The organism is Amycolatopsis cynarae (genome assembly GCF_026802195.1).
Taxonomy (GTDB): Bacteria; Actinomycetota; Actinomycetes; order Mycobacteriales; family Pseudonocardiaceae; genus Amycolatopsis_E; species Amycolatopsis_E rhizosphaerae.
Window position 1 is genome coordinate 5,988,930 of the sequence record NZ_CP113836.1, and the last position, 24,091, is coordinate 6,013,020.

Here is a 24,091-nt window from a genome sequence, read left to right on the forward strand (position 1 = left end):
CGAGCTTAACGACCCGACAGGAAATCCCGCAGTACCCCGGCGACCTGCCGGATCTCCCCGGCCCACACGTGCTCCTGGCGGGTGTGCGCCAGCGTCGGGTCGCCGGGGCCGAAGTTGACCGCGGGCATACCCAGCGCGGCGAACCGCGCCACGTCGGTCCAGCCGAGTTTCGCCGCGGCCTTCCCGCCCGCCGCGCGCACCAGTTCGGCCGCGGCCGGTGCGGTCAGCCCGGGCAGTGCGCCCGCGGAGACGTCCACAACGGACAGATCGAAGCCGTCGAAAACCTCGCGCAGGTGGGCTTCCGCCTGTTCCGGGCTGCGGTCGGGCGCGAACCGGAAGTTGACCGCGAGCACCGCCTCGTCGGGGACGACGTTGCCCGCCACCCCGCCGGACACCCGGACCGCCTGCAGGCCCTCCCGGTAGGTGAGGCCGTCGATCTCCACGTCGCGCGGCCGGTACCCGGCGAGCCTGCGCAGCGGTTCGACGAGCGCGTGGATCGCGTTTTCCCCCATCCAGGCCCGCGCCGTGTGCGCGCGGCGCCCGGCCAGCCGCAGCTCGACCCGCATGGTGCCCTGACAGCCCGCCTCGATCACCGCGTTGGACGGTTCGCCGACGATCGCCAGCTCGCCCGCCAGCCATTCGGGCAGCTCCCGCTGGATCCGGCCCAGCCCGTTGCGGACCGCCTCGACCTCTTCGCAGTCGTAGAACACGAAGGTCAGGTCGTGGCGCGGCTCGGTGACCGTCGCCGCCAGGTGCAGGAACACCGCGTCCCCGCCCTTCATGTCCACCGTGCCGAGGCCGTGCAGCACCTCCCCGTCCCGCCGGACGGGCAGGTTCTCGTTCACCGGAACGGTGTCCAGGTGCCCGGCGAGCACGACCCGCGACGCCCGGCCCAGGTTCGTCCTGGCGAGCACCGCGTCGCCGTTGCGGACGACCTCGAGGTGTCCCAGCCCCTCCAGCGCGGCCTGCACGGCGTCGGCGATCGCCGCTTCCGAGCCCGAGACGCTCGGGATGTCCACCAACGCGCAGGTCAGATCGACGGGATCGGCGTGCAGGTCCAGAGTCATGACCTGGAGACTAGCCTCGGCGCGACTGCGGTGACGCTGCGCGTACGGTGGCAGGCGTGCGCACGCGAATGATCCTGGCCGTCCTTGCCACGGCACTCGTGGTGGCCGCCTGCGGCACCGACACCGGCACGAAACCGAGCAGCACCGGGCAGGTCGTCAGCCCGAGCGTGCTGGCCGTCAAGCTCCGCGCGTTGTCCGCCGACGACTGCTTCACGTCCCCGGCCACCCAGGCCCCCAAGGGGTGTGAGAAGTACGTCACCGAGATCGCCAGCACGGTCGGCATGGTGCGGCAGCTCGCGGGCCCGAAGCTCTCCGGGCTCAACCCGCTCGCGGACACCCTCGACCGCAGCGTCGCGTCCTACCGCACAGCGCACTGCGAGACGGTCACCGCACCCGGCGACCCGTGCACCGCGGCGCTGACGACGATCTCGACGACCCTGCGTGACGTCAAGGGCGTCGTCGAGACTCAGGCCACCACGGGCTGACCGCCCCCGCCGGTTACCGTAGGGGCTGTGAGCGAACAGACCCCGAATCCCGAGACCACCGGCGCCCACGGCGTCGGCTTGGCGACCGTCTCCGAAGACGGCACCGTGCTGGACACCTGGTTCCCGCATCCGAAGCTGGACGAGCCGGGGACCGCCGGGACGGAACGGCTCACCCGGGAACAGGTCGTCGAGGTGCTGGGTGAGGCGGCGGCGGCGCTGCTCGGCCCGGATCCGGCGCGCGGGGTCGAGGTGATCGCGGTCCGCACCCGGATCAGCAGGCTCGCCGAGGCACCCGCCGACGCGCACGACGTCTACCTGCGCCTGCACCTGCTTTCCCATCGGCTGGTGCGCCCGCACGGGCAGAACCTCGACGGGATCTTCGGCCTGCTCGCCAACGTCGTGTGGACCAACCACGGCCCGTGCCCCGTCGACGGCTTCGAGGCGGCCCGGATGCGGCTGCGGTCCCGGGGGACGGTGACCGTGTACAGCGTGGACAAGTTCCCCCGGATGGTCGACTACGTGCTGCCGACCGGGGTGCGGATCGGCGACGCGGACCGCGTGCGCCTCGGCGCGCACCTGTCGGCGGGCACGACCGTGATGCACGAAGGCTTCGTGAACTTCAACGCGGGCACGCTCGGCGCTTCGATGATCGAGGGCCGGGTTTCCGCGGGCGTGGTCGTGGGCGACGGCACCGACGTCGGCGGCGGCGCCTCGATCATGGGCACGCTCTCCGGTGGCGGCAAGGAAGTGATCTCCCTCGGCGAGCGCTGCCTGATCGGCGCGAACGGCGGGGTGGGCATCTCGCTCGGCGACGACTCGGTGGTCGAGGCCGGGCTGTACATCACGGCGGGCACGAAGGTGCTCGTCGAGGGCCGCTCGGTGAAGGCGCGCGAGCTCTCCGGTATCTCCAACGCGCTGTTCCGCCGCAACTCGGCCACGGGCGCGGTCGAGGTGGTCCCGCGCGCCGGCGCCACCGTCGAACTCAACGCGGCCCTCCACGCCAACGACTGATCGCACCGAGGTGTCCGTCGGGGCGGATCAGGAATTCCGTCCCGTCGGTGGCGTGATAGGCGGCGAAGGCGTGTCCCTCGGCGTCCACCACCGACAGTCCCGCGACCCGCTGCCCGGGGCGCAGCACCGCGTACACGTGCGGCGTCCCGGGCGTGGCCTCGGCTCCGAACACCAGGCGGGTGGCGTGCGGACCGCGGAACAGGTCGAACAGCCGTAACCGCTTGCCGTTCCCGTCCACGACGGGCGCGTCCGGCGCCCGGTCCCCCGTCACCAGGTCCCCCGGGCCCGTCCGGTAGCTGATGTCCAGCTGCCAGGTGTCCTCCCCCCGTTCGAGGGCGTCCTCCGCCCCCTCGACGTGCTTTCGCAGCAGTCGGGTGCTGACCTCCAGGACCCGGATCGCGACCGCGCGCCGCTCGGTCTCGTAGCTGTCGAGCAGCGCGGGATCGCCGTCGGCCAGCTTCCAGCCGAGGTTGTAGGCGTCCTGCACGCCCGTGTTCAGGCCCTGGCCACCGGTGGGCGGATGGACGTGTGCCGCGTCCCCGGCAAGGAAGACCCGCCCATCGCGGAAGCGCTCCGCAAGTCGCACGTTCGGGCGCCAGATGGTGGACCAGGCGAGCCCGTCCAGGCGCACTCCCGCACCCAGCGCGTCGAGTTGGGACTGCAGGGTTTCCAGCGACGCCGAGGTCTCGCCCTCGGGTAGCGGCGCACCGAACTGGAACAGTCCGGTGCCCGGCAGCGGGCTCAGCATCACCCCGGACATCGGCTCCCCCGCCCGCGCGAACCAGTACCCGTATGACGGGTCCAGGTCCGGCACGGCGACGTCTCCGAGCAGCATCCTGATCGATTCGTCGGTGCTTCCCTCGAACGCGATGCCCAGCGTCTTCCGCACGAAGCTCTTGCCGCCGTCCGCGCCCACCAGGTAGTCGGCGCGCACCTCGTCGCCGGTGGACAGCATCGCGGTCACGCCGCCGCCGTCCTGGCGGAAGGCCACCAGTTCGGTGCCCAGTTCGACCTGGACGCCGTACTCGGCGAGGCGGTCCCGCAGCAGCCCTTCGGTCTGGGACTGGCCGAGCACCCACCCGTTCGGGTAGGGCACCGCGGGCGTGGGCTCGCGAAACGGGCTCATCCGCCGTTCCCCGGCGAAGGCTCCGTCGAGGTGAACCCGGAAGGTGGCCTGCGGCGCGCCCGCGGCCAGCACCGCGTCGACGACGCCGAGATCGTCGAACACCTCCAGGGTGCGGGGCTGGATGCCGTCCCCGCGCGATCCGGCGAAGTACTCCGTCGCCTTGTCGATGATGCGCACACCGACACCCCGGCGCGCGAGGTCGATGGCCAGGGTGAGCCCGGTCGGCCCGGCTCCCGCGATCAGTACCCGCATGGTGAACTCCAATTCAGTGAATTAAGGTTCATAATCACCCTGCTAGCGTTCCCCGTCAAGGAGGTGCGGTGAAACGCAAGGAACGGGCGGCCGAGACCGAGGCCGCGCTGAAGGCGGCCGCGAAGCGGCTGTTCGCCACTCGCGGGTATCTGAACACCAAGATCACCGACATCACGGCGGAAGCGGGCCGGGCGGCGGGATCGTTCTACAACCACTTCGCCGGTAAGGAAGAACTACTCGAGGCGCTTCTCGCGGACCTCGCGGAGGCGAGCGACGAGGCGGTAGCCGAGGACGCACACAGCGCCGACTTCTCGGATCCGGCGGCGGTGCGCTTCCACGTGGCCGCCTACTGGCGGTTCTTCCGCGAGAACCGGGCCACCATGCTCGCCCTCCAGCAGGCAGCACTGGTCAACGAAGCCTTCGTCGGCAAGCTGGACGAGTTCGCCAGGGCCCAGGCCGACGAGATCGCCGACCACCTCGACCACGTGGCCCGCCCGCCCGCCGAGCGCGGCGTGAGCATCGCGATGATGTACGCGCTCGTGGACACGTTCGCGCGCACATACCAGGGCGAGCTGCCCGACGACGAAGCCGTCGAAGCGCTCACCCGGTTCGTCTACCGCGGCCTCAACGGCCGCGACTACTGACGGCGCGCTGACTCCTCCGATGAGGCTCGCTACTCCGCGAGGCGCTCGGCGGCGGCCTCGACGCGCTCGTCCGTCGCCGTGAGCGCGACCCGGACATGCCGGTTGCCGCGCGGGCCGTAGAAGGTGCCGGGCGCGACCAGGATCCCGCGCTCGGCGAGCCGGCGCACGGTCACCCAGGCGTCCTCGTCCCGCGTGGCCCACAGGTACAGGCCCGCCTCGGAATGGTCGATGCGGAAACCGTTGTCCTGCAACGCCTTCTGCAGCACCGCCCGGCGCCGTGCATACCGTTCGCGCTGCGTGGCGAGCGCCTCGTCGTCGGCGAGGGCGACGGTCATGGCCTCCTGGACCGGACGCGGCACGATCATGCCCGCGTGCTTGCGCACCGCGAGCAACTCGGCCACCAGCGCCGGATCGCCGGTCACGAAACCCGCCCGGTAGCTGGCCAGGTTCGCCGACTTCGACAGCGAGTGCACGGCGAGCAGACCGGTCAGGTCGCCGCCGTGGACGGACGGGTGCAGCACCGAAACCGGCTCGGACTCCCAACCCAGCGCCAGGTAGCACTCGTCGGAGACCACCACCACGCCGCGCTCGCGGGCCCACTCGACCACCTTGCGCAGATGCTCGACCCCGAGCACCCGGCCGGTGGGATTGGACGGCGAGTTGAGCCAGATCAGCGCCGGCCGTTGCGGGCCCAGCGCGAGCAGGCTGTCCGCGCGCAGCACCTGCGCCCCGGCCAGCAGCGCACCCACCTCGTAGGTCGGGTACGCCAGTTCGGGGATCACCACCGTGTCGCCGGGACCCAGCCCCAGCAACCGCGGCAGCCAGGCCACCAGCTCCTTGGAGCCGATGGTGGGCAGTACCGCGTCCCGCTCCAGCCCCTCGACCCCGTGACGGCGGCGCAGCGCACCCACGGCCGCCTCACGCAACTCCGGAGTGCCGTGGGTCTGCGGGTAGCCGGGGATGTCCGAAACCGAGGCCAGTGCGTCACGGATGGCGGCGGGCACCGGGTCGACCGGCGTGCCGACGGACAGGTCGACCACGCCACCGGGGTGCGCGTGGGCGACCGCCTTGACCTCGGCGAGGGAATCCCACGGAAAGTCGGGGAGGGAACTCCCCGCGGACCTCATTCGCCCTGCGGGGGCAGGTCCTTGATCCACTGCGGATCGTCGCTGACCTTGCCCACCTTGGAGGCCCCGCCCGGGGAGCCCAGCTTGTCGAAGAAGTCCACGTTGGCCTTGGTGTACTCGGCCCACTCGTCCGGGACGTCGTCTTCGTAGTAGATGGCTTCGACCGGGCACACCGGCTCGCAGGCACCGCAGTCCACGCACTCGTCGGGGTGGATGTAGAGCATCCGGTCGCCCTCGTAGATGCAGTCGACTGGGCACTCGTCGATGCACGCCTTGTCGAGCACGTCGACGCAGGGCTCGGCGATCACGTAGGTCACTGCGTTCTCCTGCTGTTGAATGAGATCCGGCTTCTGGCTCGGACATTACGCGGCCCGGGCCGGGTATTCCTAGGTAAGGGCACCCTAATTCGGGTACTGATCGGCAGAATACCGGGCATGGACCCCAACGAAACGCTGGAGCGGCAGTGCGCCGACGCGTGGCCGCCGGTGGCCGAGGACAAGGTCGGTGACTGGCGTTTACGTGCCGCGGGCGGCTTCACCGGCCGGGCGAACAGCGCGCTGGCGATCGGCGATCCCGGCGTCGGGGTGCCGGAAGCCCTTGATCGAGTCTGTGACTTCGCCCACGTCCACGCGGTCCCTCCGATGGTCCAGGTGGTCGAGGGAAGCCGGACCGAGCGGGCGATCGAGGCGGCGGGCTGGGTGCCCCACGTCCAGCACGCGAAGGGCCACCTGGTCTCGGTGCTCGTCAGCCCGCTCACCGACGGCGCGGCACACGCACGCGAGGACGTGACCATCCGGTCCGCCCCCACTCCCGCCTGGTGGGAACTGGCCGCGGGCACCGCGGAGCCGGGTTCCGCCCAACGGCACGTGCTCACCACCGGCGAGATCGGCTACGGGGACGCCGCGAGCGGGGCCGGTGCGGTGCGGGCCGCCGTCGTCGAAGACGTGCTGCACGTCTCCTGCCTGGCCGTCCGGCCGGAGCACCGGCGGCGAGGGCTGGCCAAGGCACTGCTCGCCGCGTCCGGCGCGTGGGCGGCCGGCCGCGGCGCGACCCGGTGCGCACTCCAGGTTTCGGTGGACAACGCGCCCGCTCTCGCGCTCTACGCCGCGCTCGGATTCCGCGAGCACCATCGGTACCGCTACTGGATTCCGGCGTGGAAGGATCGATCCCTGTGAAGGTTGTCGTAGTTGTCGGCGGGGTGGGCGGAGCCCGCTTCCTGCTCGGGGTGAAGGCCGCGCTCGGCCTGCCCCCCATCGGTCCGGGCGAGTCCCCCCACGAGGTCACGGCGGTGGTGAACACCGGCGACGACGTGTGGATGCACGGCCTCCGGATCGCCCCGGACCTCGACACGTGCATGTACACCCTGGGCGGTGGCATCGACTCCGAACGCGGTTGGGGCCACCAGGGCGAGACCTGGGTGGTCAAGGAGGAACTGGCCGCCTACGACGCCGAACCCAGCTGGTTCGGCCTTGGCGACAAGGACATCGCCACCCACCTCATCCGCAGCCAGATGCTGCGCGCGGGTTATCCGCTCTCGGCGGTCACGGAGGCGCTGTGCGCCCGGTGGAAGCCCGGGGTGCGCCTGCTGCCGATGACCGACGACCGGGTGGAGACCCACGTCGTGGTGGACGATCCGGACCAGCCGGGGCAGCGCAAGGCGCTGCACTTCCAGGAGTGGTGGGTGCGCTACAAGGCCGCGCTGCCCGCGCACTCGATCGTGCCGGTGGGCGCCGACGAGGCCAAGCCGGGGCCCGGGGTGCTGGAAGCGATCGCCGAAGCCGACGCGGTGCTGTTCGCGCCGTCGAATCCGGTGGTGTCGATCGGCACCGTGCTGGCCGTGCCCGGGATCCGGGACGCACTGCGCAAGACGGCGGCCGGCGTGGTCGGCGTGTCCCCCATCATCGGCGGCAAGCCCGTGCGCGGGATGGCCGATGCCTGCCTGACCGCGATCGGGGTGGAGACCTCCGCCGAGGCGGTCGGCCGGTACTACGGCTCGCGCCAGACCTCCGAAGACGGGCTGCTCGACGGCTGGCTGGTGGCCCCCGGCGAGCAGGTGCACGTGCCCGGTGTCGCGGTGCGGCCGGTCCCGCTGCTGATGTCCGATGTGCAGGCCACCGCGGAGATGGCGAAGGCGGCCCTCGAACTGTCCGGGGTGGACCTTGACTGACCAGCGGCACGAGCACTCCTCGCCCCGGCTGGAGATCCTTCCGGTCGAGGGGCTGCCGGAGTTCCGGCCCGGCGACGACCTGACCAGCGCGATCGCGGACGCGGCGCGCTGGTTGCGCTCCGGCGACGTCGTGGTGGTCACCAGCAAGGTGGTCTCGAAGGTCGAGGGCAGGCTGATCCGCGTGCCCAGCGACCCGGACGCCCGCGACGAAGCACGCCGGCAGCTCGTCGAAGAGGAGGCCGAGCGGGTGCTCGCCCGGTTCGGCCGGACCCTGATCACGCAGAACCGGCTCGGGATCGTGCAAGCCGCCTCCGGGGTGGACGGATCGAACGTGGCGGGTGACGAGATCGCCCTGCTGCCCGCCGATCCCGACGCCTCCGCGCTCGCACTGCGCAACGGACTCCGGGAACGGCTCGGCGTCGAGGTGGCGGTGGTGGTCACCGACACCATGGGCCGGGCCTGGCGGGTCGGCCAGACCGACGCGGCCATCGGTTCCTCCGGGCTGCGGGTGCTGCACTCCTACGGCGGCGTGGTCGACGCGCAGGGCAACGAACTGCAGGTCACCGAGATCGCGATGGCCGACGAACTGGCCGCGGCGGCGGATCTGGTGAAGGGCAAGCTGCGGGCGACCCCGGTGGCGGTGGTCCGCGGAATGTCCCTTGTGGACGACGGCTCGTCGGCACGGGATCTGGTCCGCCCGGTGGAGCAGGACCTCTTCCGGCTCGGCACCGCGGAGGCGATCGCGCAGGGCCGCCGCGAGGCGGTGCTGGTGCGCCGGTCGGTGCGCGAGTTCACCGGCGAGGCGGTCGATCCGGACGCCCTGCGGCGGGCGGTCGGCGCCGCGCTGACCGCGCCCGCCCCGCACCACACCCGCCCGGTCCGGTTCGTGTGGCTGCGCGACCACGGCCTGCGCCGCAAACTGCTGGAGGCGATGCGGGAATCCTGGCGTGCCGACCTGCGCGGCGACGGGTTCACCGACGAGCAGATCGCCCGCCGGGTGGCGCGCGGCGACATCCTGTTCTCCGCGCCCGAGGTGGTGGTGCCGTTCCTGGTCCCCGACGGCGCGCACACCTATCCCGACGACCGGCGCAACGCCTGCGAGCGGACCATGTTCACGGTCGCCGCCGGTGCCGCCGTGCAGGGCCTGCTGGTGGCGCTGGCCGCCGAGGAACTCGGGTCGTGCTGGATCGGCTCGACGATCTTCGCCGCCGATGTGGTGCGGGAGGTGCTGGGCCTGGCCGCGGACTGGCACCCGCTGGGTGCGGTGGCCATCGGCCACCCGGTGACCCCCTCGGCCCCGCGCCCGCCCCGGGAACTGGCGGAAGGACTGCTGGAACTGTGAGCCTGCACCGATCCGCGGCCTCCACTTTGGACTCCTGGCGGCCGGCGACGGCCGCGCAGGAGTCCCTGCGGCAGGCCTTCCTCGGCTTCCTGGCCGCCCGCGAGGACGCCTGCGCCCGCTCGTGCGCGGCCGGGCATCTGACCGCGTCGGTCGTGCTGCTCGACCACGAACGACGGCACGTGCTGCTGACCCTGCACCCCCGCGTCGGCCGCTGGCTGCAGCTCGGCGGCCACTGCGAACCCGGCGACGCGTCGCTGGCGGACGCGGCGTTGCGGGAGGCCCGGGAAGAGTCGGGCATCGGCGATCTGCGCATCGTGCCCGAACCGATCCACCTCGACGTGCACCCGATCACCTGCTCGCTGGGCGTGCCGACGCGGCATTTCGACGTCCGCTTCACCGTGCAGGCGCCGCCGGGTGCCCGCCCGGTGCGCAGCGACGAGTCCGATGACCTGCGCTGGTGGCCGGTGGACGCCCTGCCGGAGGGCTCGGACGATCTCGCCGAACTCGTGGCGGCGGCCGGATGATCGTCCGCGTCGATCCGGCCTCGCCCGTCCCGCCCTACGAACAGGTGCGGTCGGGTCTGGCGCGGCAGATCAACGACGGCACCCTGGCGGTGGGCACGAAACTGCCCACCGTGCGGCAACTGGCGGCGGAGGTGGGCATCGCGCCCAACACCATCGCCCGCGCCTACCGGGAACTGGAGGAAGCGGGCCTGATCGAGACGCGGGGCCGCGCCGGGAGTTTCGTGGGTTCCTCCGGAGACGAGACGCGGCAACGTGCCCGGGAGGCCGCGGCGGCCTACGCCGAGACCGCGCGCGCCCTGGGGCTGTCCCGCGAGGAGGCCCTCGCCGTCGTCACCGCCGCTCTGGGAGGCCTTGCCTAGGCGGTGTCTCCTGATCAGGGGAAACGGTGGCCACTCCACGCCAGGGTTTTGGTCACTCAGCTGTGCTGTGGGTTCCCGCGTTCGCGGCGGCGCCAGATCCGGCTGCGGAGGTCGGTGCCCCGAATAACCTGAATACGCCATGGCGTCAGGCGGAGCACGTGCAGTTTTGGGTCCGTCGGTGCTTTCCAGAAGTTGCCGAGGTGGTACCCGGCGCCGCGTGGGCTTGTCCTGCGGTAGAGGTCCCACACGTGTTCCTTGCTGGACGGTGTGTTGTCCCACTGGGCAATGGTGTCGATGGCGACCGAGTTGTTCCCCGGTGCCCAGTAGGAGAAGTTGGTGTGGGGATTGCCCGCGATGTGCGCGGCCTTGACCGGGGTGCGATAGGTGGCCAGCCAACCGAGCGGCTCGCCGTCGACCTTCTCCCATACCGGGATGAGCACGCGGGTCCGGGGCCGGTTCTTGGTGTCGATCGTGACCATTGTGGCGTAGTTGATGGCTCCGATGTAGGCGTTGAACTCGGCTTCCAGGGCACTGAACTTGTCGACTGTCGTGGTCATTGACCGTTCCTGAACGATTCGACGGTGCGGGCGAGGCTGGCCGCGCCGTGGCCGGCGGCGACCTGCTGGTCGATGAGCTCCTTGAGCGGGAGGAGCGTGGCGGCGGAGACGCCCTGCGACTCGCTGGCGCGCGTGATCGTGGCCAGCCCGGACTGGTTCATGGCCAGGCTGGACTCCTCCGTCGTGTAGTCCTCGTTGTCGATCTCGTTGGCGAATGTGGACAGTGCTGGGAACAGGTCCGTCAACCAGGACAACAGCTTCGGGGTGAGTTCGGTGACGTTGATTCCCGTGGACCGCGCCATCGCCGCGGCGTGCAGGAAACCACCGAGCGTGCCGTACATTCCGGCGAGGATGGCCACGTCGTAGCCCGAGGCGCGGCCGGCGTCGGTGCCGAGGAAGGTGCTCGTGCCGAGAATGTCCAGTTGGGACCGCCGACGCTGGTAAACGGCAGCGGAACCGCTGTAGTTGACCGACGACTCGGCTGTGCCGAGCGTCCGGGGTACGGCGTACACGGCACCGTGGAGGTACTCCGCGTCGTGCTCGGTGGCCCAGCGGGCGAGTTCCCGTGCGTCTTCCGGGCCGCCGGAGGTGAGGTTCACCAGGGCACGTCCGCGAACGGCATCGGCCGCGCCGGCCAGTACCTCTTGGACTACCTGAGGGTCCAGCAGTGCGACGAGCACGAGTTCGCCGGCGGCGACTGCCTCGGCGGCCGTGGCGGCTGCTGTCGCCCCACGTGCGACGAGCGCTTCCGCCTTGGCCGCGGAGCGATTCCAGACCGTCGTCGGGTGACCGTTGCGCAGGAACGTCTCGGCCAGCGCGCGCCCGAGGTTGCCGAGACCGATGACGGCGACCGGTTCCAGTGTCGTGTTCATGCGTTCAGGTTCGCAGCGCGTGATCAACCCGACCAGTGACACTGGTGACCGCCACCACCAAATTCCTGCCATACGATGCGGTCATGAATGCTGGTTCCGTCGCCCTGGTCGTGCCCGACAAGATCGGAGTCCCGGACCTGTACGAGCTGAGCATTCCGGCCACCGTCTTCGGCATACCGCAGCCCGATCTCGCCGATCCGTGGTACGACCTGCTGTTGTGCGGAACCGGGGAGCGCGAGCGGGACGCCGTGCCCGGGTTCGCGCTACGAAGCCGACACGGGCTGGAAAACCTCGTCGACGCCGACACGGTCATCGTTTCGTGGGTACCGGACGAGGTGATCGACGACAACGCGCCCGTGCCGCCCGACCTCGTCACCGCCCTGCGCCGCGCCCACGACGCGGGCGCCAGGATGGTCTCGCTCTGTGTCGGCGCGTTCGCGCTCGCCGAAGCGGGGCTGCTCGACGGGCGGCGGGCCACCGCGCACTGGATGCACACCGCCCAGCTGGCCGAGCGCTACCCGAAGGTCCAGGTGGACGACTCGGTGCTTTACGTGGACGACGGCGACGTGCTCACCAGCGCCGGGATGACCGCCGGGCTCGACCTCTGTTTACACCTGGTCCGCCGCGACCTCGGCGCGCACGTCGCCAACCAACTCGCCCGCCGCATGGTCGTCCCGGCACATCGCCCGGGTGGCCAGTCCCAGTTCATCGACCTGTCCGTACCCCCCACCGACAACCAGGGTCTCGCACCGGTGCTGGACTGGGCACGCGCCCGTCTCGACCAGCCGCTGACCATCGAGGACCTGGCCCGACGCGCCGCGGTGAGCCCTCGGACCTTCTACCGGCGCCTCCAGGCAGCCACCGGGACGACACCGCTGCAGTGGCTGCTCAACCAGCGCCTCGCCAGGGCGCAGACCCTGCTGGAGTCCACCGACCTCTCCGTCGAGAGGGTCGCGAAGCTCAGCGGCCTCGGCACCGCGAACAACCTCCGCCACCACTTCCTCAAACAGATCGGGATCTCCCCCAGCGACTACCGGCAAGCGTTCCTCCGGTAACCTTGAGTAACAACCCCGGCAGATCACATCGCGCGGTAGTCGCGGATGGGGTAGCGGGGGGCGAAGCGCGGACGGCGGAAACCGGCGGCTTCGAGATACCGCACCGCCCGCTGGCGCTGCGGCGAGTACGGCGCCAGCGCCTCGGCCAGCCCCTCGTCGTCGAGCGGCACCCCGAGCAGGGCGTGCCCGACCACGGTGGGGATGTGGAAATCCCCGAAGCTCACCGCGTCCGGATCGCCCCAGGCCCGCTGCGCCACCTCCGCCGCGGTCCACACCCCGATGCCCGGCACCTTGCGCAACAGCGCCCGTCCCGGCTCGCCGCGCAGTTCGGCCGCGCGGTCGAGCCGGTGCGCCACCTGCGCCGCGAAGATCAGTGCCCGGCGCCTGCTCAGATCCACCCCGGCCTTGTGCCAGTCCCAGTCCGCGATGCCGAGCACGGCCCGCGGTGTGGGCGGAACCCGCATGCCCGCCGGTGCGGGTCCCGGCGCCGGTTCCCCGAACCGGCGGCACAACTCCCGCCAGGACCGGCGCGCCTCGTGGCCGGTCACCTTCTGTTCGAGCACGGCGGGCAGCAGCGCGTCCCAGACGCGGCCCGTGCTGCCCAGCCGCAGCCCCGGCAGGCGGTGGCGCGCGTCGGCGACCGGCGGGTGGTGCGCCACGAAACCGGAGTCGTCGTCCTCCGCACCGAGTAGTGCGGGCACGCCCTCCAGCAACGGTTCCGCACCCGGCCCCCACGCGCGCGCCTCCACGTCGCCGTCGGCGAACCGCCGCAACGCCAGCGTGCCCGGCCCCGCCGGGGTGTTGCCGGTCAGCCACACCACCCCCGTGTCGTCGACCCGCAGGCACGGATCCCCCTTGCCCCGCCGCAACGGCCGGAGCACCGCGCCGAGGTCCAAAGTGGACCGAGGGTGGTACAGCATCTAGGACCTGTATCGAAGTCGGTTCTGGTTGGAGAGAGGCGAGTTTCGCGCTTCAAGCGGCGTCAGCCGCTTGCTGTGGGCCGTCAACTTGCACCGCCGCGGGTTCTCAGGCGGTTCCTGGCGAGGACAGCTCCGACGTGGTTGGCATTCATGAGGAGGAGATCCCGCAGTCAGGGACCGCCTGAGGTTCCGCTACCCGCACCGGCACGCAAACCACCTCGATACAATTCTCTAGGCGTCGCTGGAGAAGCGGATCGCTCCGTCGGGCAGCGTCACACCCGGCCAGACGCGTGCGCCGCGCAGCAGTTCACATCCGGCTCCGACGACCGCGCCGTCACCCAGGACGACACCCCGCAGCACCGCCCCGGCCCCGACCTTCGCCCCCGCTCCGATCACGGAGTCCTCGATCACCGCGCCCGCCTCAACGGTCACTCCGTCGAACAGCACCGAACCGGCGACGCTCGCGCCCGCGGCGATCTCGGCGCCCGCACCGATCGTCGAACCGCCGCTGACCTCCGCGTCCGCCATCACCTTCGCCCCGTCGAGCACCAGCGCCTCACCGGTGGGCCCGGGCAGGGCCGAGGTGGGCGCGAGCCCGCGCACGAGATCCGCCGAACCCCGCACGAACGCCTCCGGCGTGCCCACGTCGAGCCAGTACGAGGCGTCCACGAAACCGTGCACGTGCGCCCCCGCGGCCAGCAGCCCGGGGAAGGTCTCGCGCTCCACGGAAACCCGGCGACCGGCCGGAATGGACTCGATCACCGAGCGGCGGAAGACGTAGCAGCCGGCGTTGATCTGGTCCGTCGGCGGATTCTGGGTCTTCTCCAGGAACGCGGTCACCCGGCCGTCCGCGTCCGTCGGCACCGAGCCGAACCGGCTCGGATCGTCCACCCGCTGCAGATGCAGGGTGACGTCGGCCGAGGCGTCGTGGTGCGCCCGGACGAGCGCGCCGAGGTCGGCGCCGGAAAGGATGTCGCCGTTGAAGATCACGGCGTGCTCGGCGCGCAGGCGGTCGTAGACGTTGCGGATGGCACCACCGGTGTCCAGCGGCTCGTTCTCCACCACGTACTCGAGTTCGAGGCCGAGCGCGGCACCGTCGCCGAAGTACCGCTCGAAGACCTCGGCCTGGTACGAGGTGCCGAGCACCACGTGCCTGATGCCGGCCGCGCGGATCCGGGACAGCAGGTGGGTCAGGAACGGAACCCCCGCCGTGGGCAGCATCGGTTTGGGCGCGGACAGCGTCAGCGGGCGCAGGCGGGTCCCCTTGCCACCCACGAGCACCACCGCGTCGACAGCGAGCTCCGACGTCACAGCTTCCTCCCTGTGCGTTCCCGAATGCCCGAAACGCTCGATTCCGTTCCTATCACGTGTCCGCCGGGCGACAAGCCGTGGGAAACACTGACGGCGAGCGCCTGGAGGGCCTACCCTAGACAGCACACGGGTGGCCCCGGTCGGAGAGGGCCTCAGGTCGAGTCGGGAGGCCGAGCGGATGGACCCCCGCGAACGAGCGGACGCGTTGCTGGCTCGAGCGAGGGCCCGCGGCGCCTTCGTCGTCACACCCGATGACGCAATCTCTCCGATGGACGCGTCGAACACCCAGCAGATCCCGCGGGACGTGGTCAACCGTATCGATCGCGGCGAAGACCCGGACACCACCGCCGTGGTGCCCGCCTCGGTGATCGACTCGGTGCAGGGCAGCCTGCCGGAGAAGCCGGGCACCAGGGTCGACCTGAACCCGGTCACCCAGCCGCTGCGGCACCCGCGCGCCCAGTCCCAGCCCCCGGCGCGGTCCCAGTCCCAGGCACCGGCGCAGCCGCAGTCCCCGGCGCAGGCCCAGGAACGGGAGGTGGAGGGACTCATCCCCACCACCACCCAGTCCACCGGCCGCTCCGACCTCTCGCGCCGCCTCGAAGGCCTCTGACCCCGCGTCCGCGGCGGGCAGGGCACGCTCGAGGGGTTACAGGCCGCGGGTTTCGATCTTCAGGCGCAGCTGCAGGCCGAGCTTGATCGCGGCCAGGACGGGCTTCCAGGCCGGGCCCCGGTGCCGGTCGGCGAGGTAGCGATAGGCGCTGGCGTGGTGCGCGGCCAGCATCTTCTTCGGCACGCGCGAGGTCGCCTTGCCGCCGATGTGCGTGACGGCCGCCGAGGGCACGTAGACGTTCTGCCATCCGGCGCGCCCGATCCGGTCACCGAGATCGACGTCTTCGAAGTACATGAAGTACCGGGGGTCGAACCCTTCGACCGAGTCGAAGGCCTCCCGCCGGAACAGTTCGCACGAACCCGAAAGCCAGCCCGAGGTCCGCTCAACCGGCGCCTTCTCCTGGCGGTACGCCCGCGTCCACGGGTTGGCGGGCCAGATCTTGCCGAATACGGCGTGCCCGATGCCGCGGCCCAGCGACGGCAGCAGCCGTGCCGACGGGTACACCGCCCCGTCGGGTTCCCTGATCAGCGGCCCGAACGCCCCACCGCGCGGCCAGCGCCGGGCGGCGTCGAGCAGGACGTCCAACGCCCCCGGCTCCCACTCCAGATCCGGATTGGCCACGACCACCCAGCCGTAGGAGTCGTCGAGTTCGGCCACACCCCGGTTGGCCGCGGCGCCGTAGCCCAGGTTTTCGCCGATGCGCAGCAGGTGCACGTTGCTTCGCTCGGCGGCCTTGTCGAGCGCGTCGTCGGTGGAGTCGTTGTCCGCGATCACCACGCGCACGTCGCGCGTGGTCGCCGTCTCCAGGGTGTCGAGAAAGCGTGCCAGGTCGTCGCCGGGGAAATAGGTCACCACGACCACGGCCAGCCCATCGCCATAACGTGTCGGCTCGGTCACCCGGTTCATTGTGCCCGGTCCCCCGCGCGCCCGCGGCGCAGCCCCGGCCCTACCCCCGCCGGTGCGCCAGCCAGGCCCGCCCATAGGCCACGCGGTGCCGCTCCGCGCTGGTGGTCCAGGTGAACTCCTTCGCGCGCCGCTGCCCGGCCGCGGCGAGGGACGCGCGGCGGGCCGGATCGTCGAGCAGTTCGGACAGCGCCGCGGCGACATCACCGGCGCCCACGCCGCAGTAGGCGACCGCTTCGCCGCCGACCTCCGGCAGCGAAAGCCGCCGCGTGGTGAGCACACAGGCGCCGCAGGCCATCGCCTCGAGCACGGGCAGGCCGAAACCTTCACCGAGGCTCGGGTACGCGACCAGCAGCGAGCCGCCGAGGAACCCGGCGAGCTGCTCGAACGGCAGATAGCCCGCCCTGATCACGCGCAGCCGCAGCGGCGCCGCATCGAGCGCCTTCTCCACCTGCGCGTCCCAGCCCGGCTGGCCCGCCAGCACGAGGGCGGGCGGATCGGGCCGGTGTTCCACGGCCTTGGCGAATCCACGGATGAGCGCCGGCACGTTCTTGCGCGGTTCGAGGGCGCCGAGGAAGGCCACGTACGGCATGCGTTCCAGACCGAGGGTGGCGCGCGCGGCGCGGATCTCCTCCGGCGACGGCGGGTGGAAGCGCTCGCTGTCCACGCCGTGCTCGATGATTTCCAGCGCGCGCGGGCGGGCCTTCGTGACGCGGGCCAGTTCGTGCGCGGTGGCGCGGCTGGGCACCACGCACAGGTCGGCGCGACGCAGCGCGGTCGCCGTCCAGGTGCGGAAGAACCGTGCCTTGACCGAGGAGTGCAGCACCGCGTCGGTGAAGAACGTGGCGTCGTGGAGGGTCACCACGGAGGCCGCGGGGCTCGCCAGCGGCATCGTGTAGTGCGGTGAATGCACCACGTCCACACCCAGCCGCCGTGCGAGCATCGGCAGCGTGGTCTGCTCCCAGGCCAGCCGCGCGGTCCTGGTCACTGTGGACGGTCCGGCGGGCACCACGCGGGAACGGGGTGCGAGCCGCCGGTAGAGCCGCACGTCCCGAAGCTGGCACACCACCGAAACCGGGGCGCCGTCCGCGTCGAGCGCCTGCACCAGCGAATCCACGTAACGGCCTACTCCGCCCCGGTCCGCCGGCACGGCGGTGGCGTCGATCAGGACGCTGGGTTCGCCTCTTCCCACCCGAGCAGGGTACGACCAGTGGGCGACGGTTTGGTCAGGAAATCACAATCTCGCGGTGCGATGAACGTCCCAAACCGCCTCGGCCGCCCGGTTCCAGGAGAAATCCGCCGCACGGCGACGGCCCGCCGCGGCCATCCGGGCGGCCTCGCCCGGGGAGGAAAGCACTTCCCGCAGGGCGTCCGCGAGCGCTTTCGCCTCGCCCCGGGGCACGCACCGGCCCGCGCCCCCGGCGACCTCCACCAGCGCCGGGGCATCCGAGTGCACCACCGGCACCCCGGCGGCCATGGCCTCCAGTACCGGCAGGCCAAAACCCTCCGCCCGGCTCGGCACGGCGACCACCGCGGCCCGGCGCAGCACCTCGGCGAGCTCTTCGTCCGGTATCCGCCCGAGCAGCCGCAGATCCACGCCGTCCCCGGCGCGCGCCCGGAGATCGAGCCCGCCCCACCCGGGCTGACCGGCGAGCACGAGGGGCACGTCCAGTTCCCGCATCGCCTCGACGAGCACGTCCAGGCCCTTGCGCGGCTCGAGGGTGCCCACGGCCAGCACGTACCGGTCCGGCAGAGCGAACGGGACGGGCGGGCCCGGCCGCGTGAGCGCACCGGCCACCCCGTGCCCGGCGACGTGCACCGGCACCCGCAGCGTGATCCGCGTGCGCAGCTCCTCGGCGACGGCCCGGGTCGGCACGACCAGCCCGGTCGCGTGCCGGGCGGCCCGCGCGATCATCGTCCGGTGCCAGCGGACACCGCGCGGGGTGAGCGTTTCCGGATGGCTCCAGGGCACGGTGTCGTGCACGGTGACCGAGACCCGGCCGCGGGGCGGGGCCAGCGGGGTGGGTGCGTGCACCGCGTCCCCACCCGGCCAGTACGGCAGTCCGGCCTGCCATGCCGCCACCAGGGCACGGGGCGGCAGCAGCAGCCTTCGCGGCCCGTCCACGCCTTCCACCTGCGCCTTTTCCACGTCGGGCCGCCGCGACACGACACTGCCGACGGTCCAGCCGGGCGGAGCCGTCCTGGCCAGCGCGGCCAGCAGTTCGGCGGTGTAGCGGCCGGTCCCGCCCGGGACGGGCGCGAGCAACTGCTCGGCGATGACCACGAGTTGGGGCACGCCCCGTATTCTGCTCGCCGTGGGAGGCGTCGAGACCACCGTGGTGGTCGTCACCTGGCGGGGCGCCGGGCACATCACCGCCTGCCTGGACGCCGTGGCCGCCCAGGAGCGTCCACATCGGACGCTGGTGATCGACAACGCCTCCGACGACGGCACCGCCGCGCTGCTGGCCGCGCACCCGTCCCGGCCCCGCGTGGTCCGCCTGCCCCGCAACACCGGCTACGCCGGGGCGATGCGGATCGCGCTGTCCCTTGTAGACACCCCGCTGATGGCCTGGCTGAACGACGACGCCGTCCCCGCCCCGGACTGGCTCGCCGTCCTGGAGGACGCGCTCGGCCCGGCTGCCGCCGCCTCCGCCCGGCTCGACCGCCCCGACGGCTCGATCCAGTCGCTGGGTGTCCGGCTCACCGCGGACGGTCACGGTGCCGACGCCACCGAGGCCCCGGCCTTCGGGTTCTGCGGCGGCGCCGCGCTGCTGCGAACCGACGCCGTGCGCACCGTCGGCGGCGTGCCCGGGAGTTTCTTCTGCTACTACGAGGACACCGACACCGCCTGGCGGCTGCGCCTGGCCGGGCACGACATCGTCACCGTCCCCGCCGCCCGTGTCACCCACGGTCACGGCGTGAGCACCCGGCCGGGCTCGCCGCTGTTCCACCTGTGGAACGAGCGGAACCGCCTGCTGACGCTGCTGCGCTGCGCCCCGGGCGCGATCGCGCTCCGCGAGCTGGCCCGGTTCGCCGCGATCACGGCCGTCCTGCCGCTGCGCCGCGGGGTGGTGGACGCCCCGAACTTCCGCGTGCCGCTGCGCTGCCGGGTGCTCGCGGAGGTGCTGGTCCGGCTGCCCGGCACGCTCACCGCCCGGCGCGTGGTCACCCGCCGCTCCACCGTGCCCCGCCACGCCGTCTGGCGCGCCTGGGCCCGGTAACCCCGTAGGAGGGTTCCGCACGGGCACCCCGGCCTCACGCCGCTAGACTTCCGCACCAATGGTGGGTGAGTATGGAGGTCGCATTGACCCAGGGGGACACACCACTGCCGCTGGTCTCGGTGATCGTGGTGAACTATCGCGGCGCGGAGGACACCATCACCTGCCTGCGCGCGCTCGTGGCCGATCTCGATTATCCGCGGCTCGAACTGCTGTGCGTGGACAACGCCTCGGGCGGTGACGACGCCGGACGCATCGCGGCGGCGGTGCCCGAGGTCCGGGTGATCCCCTCCGCGACCAACCTCGGCTTCGCCGGGGGCTGCAACCTGGCCGCACGCCAGGCCAAGGGGAGCGTGCTGGCCTTCCTCAACAACGACGCCCGCCCGCACCCGCGGTGGGTCCGGACGGCGGTGGACACGCTCACCGCCGAACCGACGGTCGCCGCGGTCGCGAGCAAGGTGCTCGACTGGGAGGGCACCGGCGTCGACTTCGTCGACGGCGGCCTGACCTGGTTCGGCATGGGGTACAAGCGGCACGCGGGGAGCCCGCTGGCCCAGTTGCCCGCCGCCGAGCACGAGTCCGCCAAGGACGTGCTGTTCGCCACCGGTTCCGCCATGTTCGTGCGGGCCGGGGTGTTCGCCGAACTCGGCGGGTTCGACGAGCGCTTCTTCATGTTCTACGAGGATGTGGACCTCGGCTGGCGGCTGAACCTGCGCGGCTGGCGCGTGCGCTACGTGCCGGAGTCCCTCGCCTACCACCGCCACCACGCGACGATGTCCGAAGTGGACTCGCCGGACACCGGGCGGGAAACCTTCCTGCTGGAGCGCAACGCGCTCGCCGCGCTGTACAAGAACGTCTCCGACGAGACGCTGGCCAAGGCGCTGCCCGCCGCGCTCGCGCTGGCGGTGCGCCGTGCGACCGCGCGCGGCGAACTGGACCCGGTACAGCTCGACCTCGCCCACGGCGTCGGCGCGATCGACACCTCGCCGGTCCCGGTGCCCAGGACCGCCCTCGCCGGTTTCCTGGCCATCGACCAGTTCGTCGAGCTGCTGCCGTCGCTGGCGGAGTCCCGCAAGACCGAGCAGGCGGCCAGGGTCCGCACCGACGCCGACCTGATCCCCCTGCTGCGCAAGGCACTCGAACCGGCCTATCCGCTGGAGCGCTATCTCGCCGCGCACGAGATCCTGGTGGAGGCCTTCGGCATCGAGCGGCTGTTCGGGCAGCGTCGCCGGATCCTGGTGATCACCGGTGACGCGATCACCGAACGCATGGCGGGCCCGGCGATCCGGGCCTGGAACATCGCGCTGGCCCTGCACGCCGAGCACGACGTCCGGCTGGTCACGGTCAACCCGCTCGCCGCTCCCCCGCCGGCCCCGTTCCCGGTGAGCGCCGCCCGCAGGCGCGATCTCACCGAGCCGATCGAGTGGGCCGACGTGGTGATCCTCCAAGGGCACGTGCTCGAACTGGCGCCGAGCCTGAAGAACGAGCACTCGAACAAGATCGTGGTCTGCGATCTGTACGACCCGATGCACCTGGAACTGCTGGAGCAGGGCAAGAGCGCACCGGACGACCGCCGGGCCGCCGACCTCGCCGGGGTGACCCGGGTGCTGGACGCGCAGCTCGAACGGGGCGACTTCTTCCTCTGCGCCTCGCAGCGGCAGCGGCACTTCTGGCTCGGCCACCTCGCCGCGCTGGGCAGGCTGTCCCCTCGGCTGTACGACGCCGATCCCACGACCCGCTCGCTGCTGGCGGTCGTCCCGTTCGGACTGCCCGCCGAACCCCCGGTACGCACCGGGCCCGGCCTGCGCGCGCAACTGGACGGCATCGCCGAAACCGACCACGTGGTGCTGTGGGCAGGCGGCGTGTACAGCTGGTTCGACCCGCTCACCCTGGTCCGCGCGATCGAGGAGCTGCGGCAGCGGCGCCCGGACGTCCGGCTGGTGTTCCTCGGCATGCGGCACCCCAATCCCGAAGTGGCCGAAATGGACATCGGTGCCCGCACCATCGCCCTGTCCGACCGGCTCGGCCTCACCGGCAAACACGTGTTCTTCAACGAGCAGTGGGTGCCCTACGCCGAGCGGCAGAACTGGCTGCTGGACGCCGACTGCGGGGTCACCACCCACTTCGAGCACGTGGAGACCACCTTCGCGTTCCGCACCCGGGTGCTGGACTACCTGTGGTCCGGGCTGCCGATCGTCACCACCGACGGGGATGCCTTCGCCGACCTGGTGCGCACCGAACGCCTCGGCGTGGTCGTCCCGGCCGAGGACGAGCAGGCACTGGCCGACGCGCTCGAACGGACCCTGTACGACACGGAGTTCGCCGACGGCTGCAAGGAACGCATCGCCGAGGTCGCCCGGCGCTACACCTGGCCGGAGGCGCTCGCCCCGCTGGTGGAGTTCTGCCGGGACCCGCGCCCGGCCGCCGACCGCCTGCCCGGCGCCACCGACCTCGTGGTCTCCGAACCGGTACGCGGCGCCGAACTCGTCCGGCGGGACCTGGCCCTGGTCCGGGAGTACCTCGCCGACGGCGGCCCCACCGAACTCGCCCGCAGGGTGGCGGGACGGCTCCGGAAAGTGGCGCGGCGCCGTGGCTGAGCGAGCGCTGCGGGTACTGCTGGACGGCACTCCCCTGCTCGGGAACCGGACCGGCATCGGCCGCTACACCGCCGCGCTCGCCGAGGAACTGGCCTCACGGTCCGATGTGGACATGCGGGCGGTCGCCTTCACCCTTCGCGGCTGGCGGCGCCTGCGGCGCGTCCTGCCGCACGGCGCCCGCGCGCGCGGAATGCCGGTCGCCGCTCGCCTGCTGCGCAGCTGCTGGCTGCGCTCGTCGTTCCCACCGGTCGAACTGTTCGCAGGCCGTGCCGATGTCGTGCACGGCACGAACTTCGTGCTGCCCGGCTCGCTGCGCGCCGCGGGCGTGCTCACCATCCACGACCTCGCCTTCCTCGACGCGCCCGGGGAACTCGCGCCCAGCGACCGGCAACTGCCCGAACTGGTCCGACGCGGCGCGCGGCACGCGGGCGTGATCTGCACGCCGACCGCCGCGGTGGCCGACAGCGTGGCCGAGCGGCTGTCCGTTCCGCGCGAGAAGATCGTGGTGACCCCGCTGGGCGTGGACGCCGCCTGGTTCACCGGACGGCGCCCCACCCAGGAAATGCGTGAACGGCTGCGCCTGCCCTCGGAGTACCTGCTCTTCGTCGGTGCGGCCGGGCCCCGCAAGGGACTGGACTGGCTGCTCGAGGCGCACGCCGCCGCCCCGGAACTGCCCCCGCTGGTGTTCACCGGACCCGGCTCGTTCCCCCTGTCCGACCGTGCCCAGCACGCCGGGTACCTGTCCGATGTGGACCTGCGGCACGTGGTCGCCGGGGCTTCGGCGCTGGTACTGCCCTCCCGCGACGAAGGGTTCGGCCTGCCCGTGCTCGAAGCCCTCGCCTGCGACGTGCCGGTGGTGTGCACCGACATCCCGGCCCTGCGGGAGATCTCCGGCGGGTACGCGAGCCTGGTGCCCTACGGCGACGTGGACGCGCTCGCCCAGGCCCTGCGCGCCGCGGTGTCCGAACCGCACACCGCGTCCATGTCGGTGCAGCGGCGCACCCATGCCGCGGGCTTCACCTGGCGACGGTGCGCCGACGCCACCGTCGGCGCCTACCGGTTGGCCGCGAAGTAGGCCCGCAGCGCCTCCCGCCACGGGCGCAGCGGCGTCAGCCCGGCCTCCGCCCACGAGGCGCCGGACAGCACCGAGTACGCGGGCCGCGGCGCGAGGCGCGGAAACTCCTCCGTGGTGCAGGGCCGGACGCGGTCCGGGTCCGTGCCGAGTTCGTCGAACACCGCACGCGCCAGCCCGTACCAGGTGGTTTCCCCGCCACCGGTGCAGTGCAGGATCCGCCGGGACGGCCCCCCGTTCTCCACAATGGACTTCCCGAGTTCGAGCAGCCCGGCGGCGAGATCCGCCGACCACGTCGGCGACCCACGCTGATCGTCCACAACGGACAGCTGATCGCGCTCAGCCGCCAGCCGGATCATGGTCTTCACGAAGTTCGACCCGGTCCTTCCGTAGACCCAGGCGGTGCGCACTATCCACGCGCTCGCCCCCGAGCCGAGCACAGCGTCCTCCCCCGCCGCCTTCGTCCGGCCGTAGGCGCTGCGCGGTGCGGGCGCGTCGTCCGTTTCGTACGGGCGATCGGCGTCCCCGGCGAACACGTAGTCGGTCGACACGTGGATCAACGGCACCCGCCGCGACGAACACGCCGCCGCCAGCACGCGCGGACCGTCCGCGTTGACCGCGAAGGCCTGCCGTTCCTCGGTTTCCGCCGCGTCCACGGCGGTGTAGGCGGCGGCGTTGACCACCAGCGGCCGCCTTCCCGTCTCGCGGGCCCGCTCCGCGAGCGCGCTCACCGCGGCGACCACGGACCCCGCGCTCGTCACGTCCAGTTCGGCCGAGCCGGGCGCCACCACCTCGATCTCCGGCCCGGCCAGTGCGGCGAGGTCCCGGCCGAGCTGCCCGGTCCCGCCGGGTACCAGCACGCTGAGCATCGG

General features: G+C 72.1%; 25 protein-coding genes. 13 read left to right on the forward strand and 12 right to left on the reverse strand.

Annotation, left to right across the window (positions count from 1 at the left end; genetic code table 11):
• Nucleotides 1–5: 5 nt before the first annotated feature.
• Nucleotides 6–1,067, reverse strand: coding sequence for a succinyl-diaminopimelate desuccinylase (dapE, locus tag ORV05_RS28770; protein ID WP_268755112.1), 1,062 nt, complete (start codon nt 1,065–1,067; stop codon nt 6–8).
• 56 nt (nt 1,068–1,123) lie between these two features.
• Between dapE and ORV05_RS28775 the strand changes: the two genes are divergently transcribed.
• On the forward strand, nt 1,124–1,552 hold the full coding sequence (locus ORV05_RS28775; RefSeq protein WP_268755113.1) for a hypothetical protein: 429 nt from the start codon (nt 1,124–1,126) through the stop codon (nt 1,550–1,552).
• 27 nt (nt 1,553–1,579) lie between these two features.
• A complete protein-coding gene (gene dapD, locus ORV05_RS28780; RefSeq protein ID WP_268755114.1) occupies nt 1,580–2,563 on the forward strand; it encodes a 2,3,4,5-tetrahydropyridine-2,6-dicarboxylate N-succinyltransferase in 984 nt (327 codons plus the stop codon).
• On the opposite strand, the gene ORV05_RS28785 is transcribed toward dapD, so the two are convergent.
• Nucleotides 2,535–3,941: an FAD-dependent monooxygenase gene (locus tag ORV05_RS28785; protein ID WP_268755115.1), complete on the reverse strand. Its 1,407-nt coding sequence runs from the start codon at nt 3,939–3,941 to the stop codon at nt 2,535–2,537. The genes dapD and ORV05_RS28785 overlap by 29 nt on opposite strands.
• Before the next feature lie 68 nt (nt 3,942–4,009).
• Between ORV05_RS28785 and ORV05_RS28790 the strand changes: the two genes are divergently transcribed.
• Nucleotides 4,010–4,585, forward strand: a complete 576-nt coding sequence (locus ORV05_RS28790) for a TetR/AcrR family transcriptional regulator (RefSeq protein ID WP_268755116.1) — start codon at nt 4,010–4,012, stop codon at nt 4,583–4,585.
• Nucleotides 4,586–4,614: 29 nt separating this feature from the next.
• Here the strand turns inward: ORV05_RS28790 and dapC are convergent, their stop codons facing one another.
• Complete coding sequence (gene dapC / locus ORV05_RS28795) at nt 4,615–5,712, reverse strand: succinyldiaminopimelate transaminase (RefSeq protein WP_268755117.1); 1,098 nt, start codon at nt 5,710–5,712, stop codon at nt 4,615–4,617.
• Nucleotides 5,709–6,029 carry a ferredoxin gene (gene fdxA / locus ORV05_RS28800; protein ID WP_144591270.1) on the reverse strand — a complete coding sequence of 107 codons (321 nt, stop codon included), beginning with the start codon at nt 6,027–6,029 and terminating at the stop codon, nt 5,709–5,711. The genes dapC and fdxA overlap by 4 nt, the downstream gene beginning before the upstream one ends.
• Before the next feature lie 117 nt (nt 6,030–6,146).
• Between fdxA and ORV05_RS28805 the strand changes: the two genes are divergently transcribed.
• The 5 genes from ORV05_RS28805 to ORV05_RS28825 are packed head-to-tail and all read left to right on the forward strand — an operon-like array spanning nt 6,147 to nt 10,104.
• Complete coding sequence (locus ORV05_RS28805; protein ID WP_268755118.1) at nt 6,147–6,887, forward strand: GNAT family N-acetyltransferase; 741 nt, start codon at nt 6,147–6,149, stop codon at nt 6,885–6,887.
• Nucleotides 6,884–7,879, forward strand: coding sequence for a 2-phospho-L-lactate transferase (cofD, locus tag ORV05_RS28810; protein WP_268755119.1), 996 nt, complete (start codon nt 6,884–6,886; stop codon nt 7,877–7,879). The genes ORV05_RS28805 and cofD overlap by 4 nt, the downstream gene beginning before the upstream one ends.
• Nucleotides 7,815–9,221: a coenzyme F420-0:L-glutamate ligase gene (locus tag ORV05_RS28815; RefSeq protein ID WP_407652588.1), complete on the forward strand. Its 1,407-nt coding sequence runs from the start codon at nt 7,815–7,817 to the stop codon at nt 9,219–9,221. The genes cofD and ORV05_RS28815 overlap by 65 nt, the downstream gene beginning before the upstream one ends.
• On the forward strand, nt 9,218–9,745 hold the full coding sequence (locus ORV05_RS28820; protein WP_268755121.1) for an NUDIX hydrolase: 528 nt from the start codon (nt 9,218–9,220) through the stop codon (nt 9,743–9,745). Before ORV05_RS28815 ends, ORV05_RS28820 begins: the two co-directional genes overlap by 4 nt.
• Nucleotides 9,742–10,104 carry a GntR family transcriptional regulator gene (locus ORV05_RS28825; protein WP_268755122.1) on the forward strand — a complete coding sequence of 121 codons (363 nt, stop codon included), beginning with the start codon at nt 9,742–9,744 and terminating at the stop codon, nt 10,102–10,104. Before ORV05_RS28820 ends, ORV05_RS28825 begins: the two co-directional genes overlap by 4 nt.
• 56 nt (nt 10,105–10,160) lie before the next feature.
• On the opposite strand, the gene ORV05_RS28830 is transcribed toward ORV05_RS28825, so the two are convergent.
• Both ORV05_RS28830 and ORV05_RS28835 read right to left on the reverse strand, forming a co-directional pair.
• Nucleotides 10,161–10,661, reverse strand: coding sequence for a pyridoxamine 5'-phosphate oxidase family protein (locus tag ORV05_RS28830; RefSeq protein WP_268755123.1), 501 nt, complete (start codon nt 10,659–10,661; stop codon nt 10,161–10,163).
• Entirely contained in the window at nt 10,658–11,533 is an 876-nt protein-coding gene (locus tag ORV05_RS28835; RefSeq protein WP_268755124.1) for an NAD(P)-dependent oxidoreductase, read from the reverse strand. Before ORV05_RS28835 ends, ORV05_RS28830 begins: the two co-directional genes overlap by 4 nt.
• Before the next feature lie 83 nt (nt 11,534–11,616).
• Here ORV05_RS28835 and ORV05_RS28840 point away from each other — a divergent pair, with 83 nt between their 5' ends.
• The gene (locus ORV05_RS28840; protein ID WP_268755125.1) at nt 11,617–12,588 is read left to right on the forward strand and encodes a GlxA family transcriptional regulator; all 972 of its coding nucleotides are present in this window, start codon (nt 11,617–11,619) and stop codon (nt 12,586–12,588) included.
• 23 nt (nt 12,589–12,611) lie between these two features.
• Here ORV05_RS28840 and ORV05_RS28845 read toward each other — a convergent pair whose 3' ends face one another.
• Together ORV05_RS28845 and manB are read right to left on the reverse strand one after the other, a co-directional pair.
• A complete protein-coding gene (locus tag ORV05_RS28845; RefSeq protein ID WP_268755126.1) occupies nt 12,612–13,508 on the reverse strand; it encodes a DNA-3-methyladenine glycosylase family protein in 897 nt (298 codons plus the stop codon).
• Between the two features lie 231 nt (nt 13,509–13,739).
• Nucleotides 13,740–14,819 carry a mannose-1-phosphate guanylyltransferase gene (gene manB / locus ORV05_RS28850; RefSeq protein ID WP_268755127.1) on the reverse strand — a complete coding sequence of 360 codons (1,080 nt, stop codon included), beginning with the start codon at nt 14,817–14,819 and terminating at the stop codon, nt 13,740–13,742.
• A gap of 268 nt (nt 14,820–15,087) precedes the next feature.
• Here manB and ORV05_RS28855 point away from each other — a divergent pair, with 268 nt between their 5' ends.
• Entirely contained in the window at nt 15,088–15,429 is a 342-nt protein-coding gene (locus ORV05_RS28855) for a hypothetical protein (protein WP_326938096.1), read from the forward strand.
• A 36-nt stretch (nt 15,430–15,465) separates the two neighbouring features.
• On the opposite strand, the gene ORV05_RS28860 is transcribed toward ORV05_RS28855, so the two are convergent.
• From ORV05_RS28860 to ORV05_RS28870, 3 genes are read right to left on the reverse strand one after another with little or no spacing between them, the layout of a single operon-like run.
• Nucleotides 15,466–16,335, reverse strand: a complete 870-nt coding sequence (locus tag ORV05_RS28860; protein WP_268755129.1) for a glycosyltransferase family 2 protein — start codon at nt 16,333–16,335, stop codon at nt 15,466–15,468.
• A 40-nt stretch (nt 16,336–16,375) separates the two neighbouring features.
• Nucleotides 16,376–17,524: a glycosyltransferase family 4 protein gene (locus tag ORV05_RS28865; RefSeq protein WP_268755130.1), complete on the reverse strand. Its 1,149-nt coding sequence runs from the start codon at nt 17,522–17,524 to the stop codon at nt 16,376–16,378.
• A gap of 42 nt (nt 17,525–17,566) precedes the next feature.
• Nucleotides 17,567–18,628 (reverse strand): glycosyltransferase family 4 protein, encoded by a 1,062-nt coding sequence (locus ORV05_RS28870; RefSeq protein ID WP_268755131.1) that lies wholly within the window; start codon nt 18,626–18,628, stop codon nt 17,567–17,569.
• Here ORV05_RS28870 and ORV05_RS28875 point away from each other — a divergent pair.
• The 3 genes from ORV05_RS28875 to ORV05_RS28885 all read left to right on the forward strand — a co-directional run bounded on the left by ORV05_RS28875 (nt 18,609) and on the right by ORV05_RS28885 (nt 23,222).
• Nucleotides 18,609–19,553 carry a glycosyltransferase family 2 protein gene (locus ORV05_RS28875; protein WP_268755132.1) on the forward strand — a complete coding sequence of 315 codons (945 nt, stop codon included), beginning with the start codon at nt 18,609–18,611 and terminating at the stop codon, nt 19,551–19,553. The two genes, ORV05_RS28870 and ORV05_RS28875, sit on opposite strands and share 20 nt — an antisense overlap.
• 83 nt (nt 19,554–19,636) lie before the next feature.
• A complete protein-coding gene (locus ORV05_RS28880) occupies nt 19,637–22,147 on the forward strand; it encodes a glycosyltransferase (protein ID WP_268759942.1) in 2,511 nt (836 codons plus the stop codon).
• Nucleotides 22,140–23,222, forward strand: a complete 1,083-nt coding sequence (locus ORV05_RS28885) for a glycosyltransferase family 4 protein (protein WP_268755133.1) — start codon at nt 22,140–22,142, stop codon at nt 23,220–23,222. Before ORV05_RS28880 ends, ORV05_RS28885 begins: the two co-directional genes overlap by 8 nt.
• Here ORV05_RS28885 and rfbD read toward each other — a convergent pair.
• Nucleotides 23,201–24,088 carry a dTDP-4-dehydrorhamnose reductase gene (gene rfbD / locus ORV05_RS28890; RefSeq protein WP_268755134.1) on the reverse strand — a complete coding sequence of 296 codons (888 nt, stop codon included), beginning with the start codon at nt 24,086–24,088 and terminating at the stop codon, nt 23,201–23,203. The two genes, ORV05_RS28885 and rfbD, sit on opposite strands and share 22 nt — an antisense overlap.
• Nucleotides 24,089–24,091 lie beyond the last annotated feature (3 nt).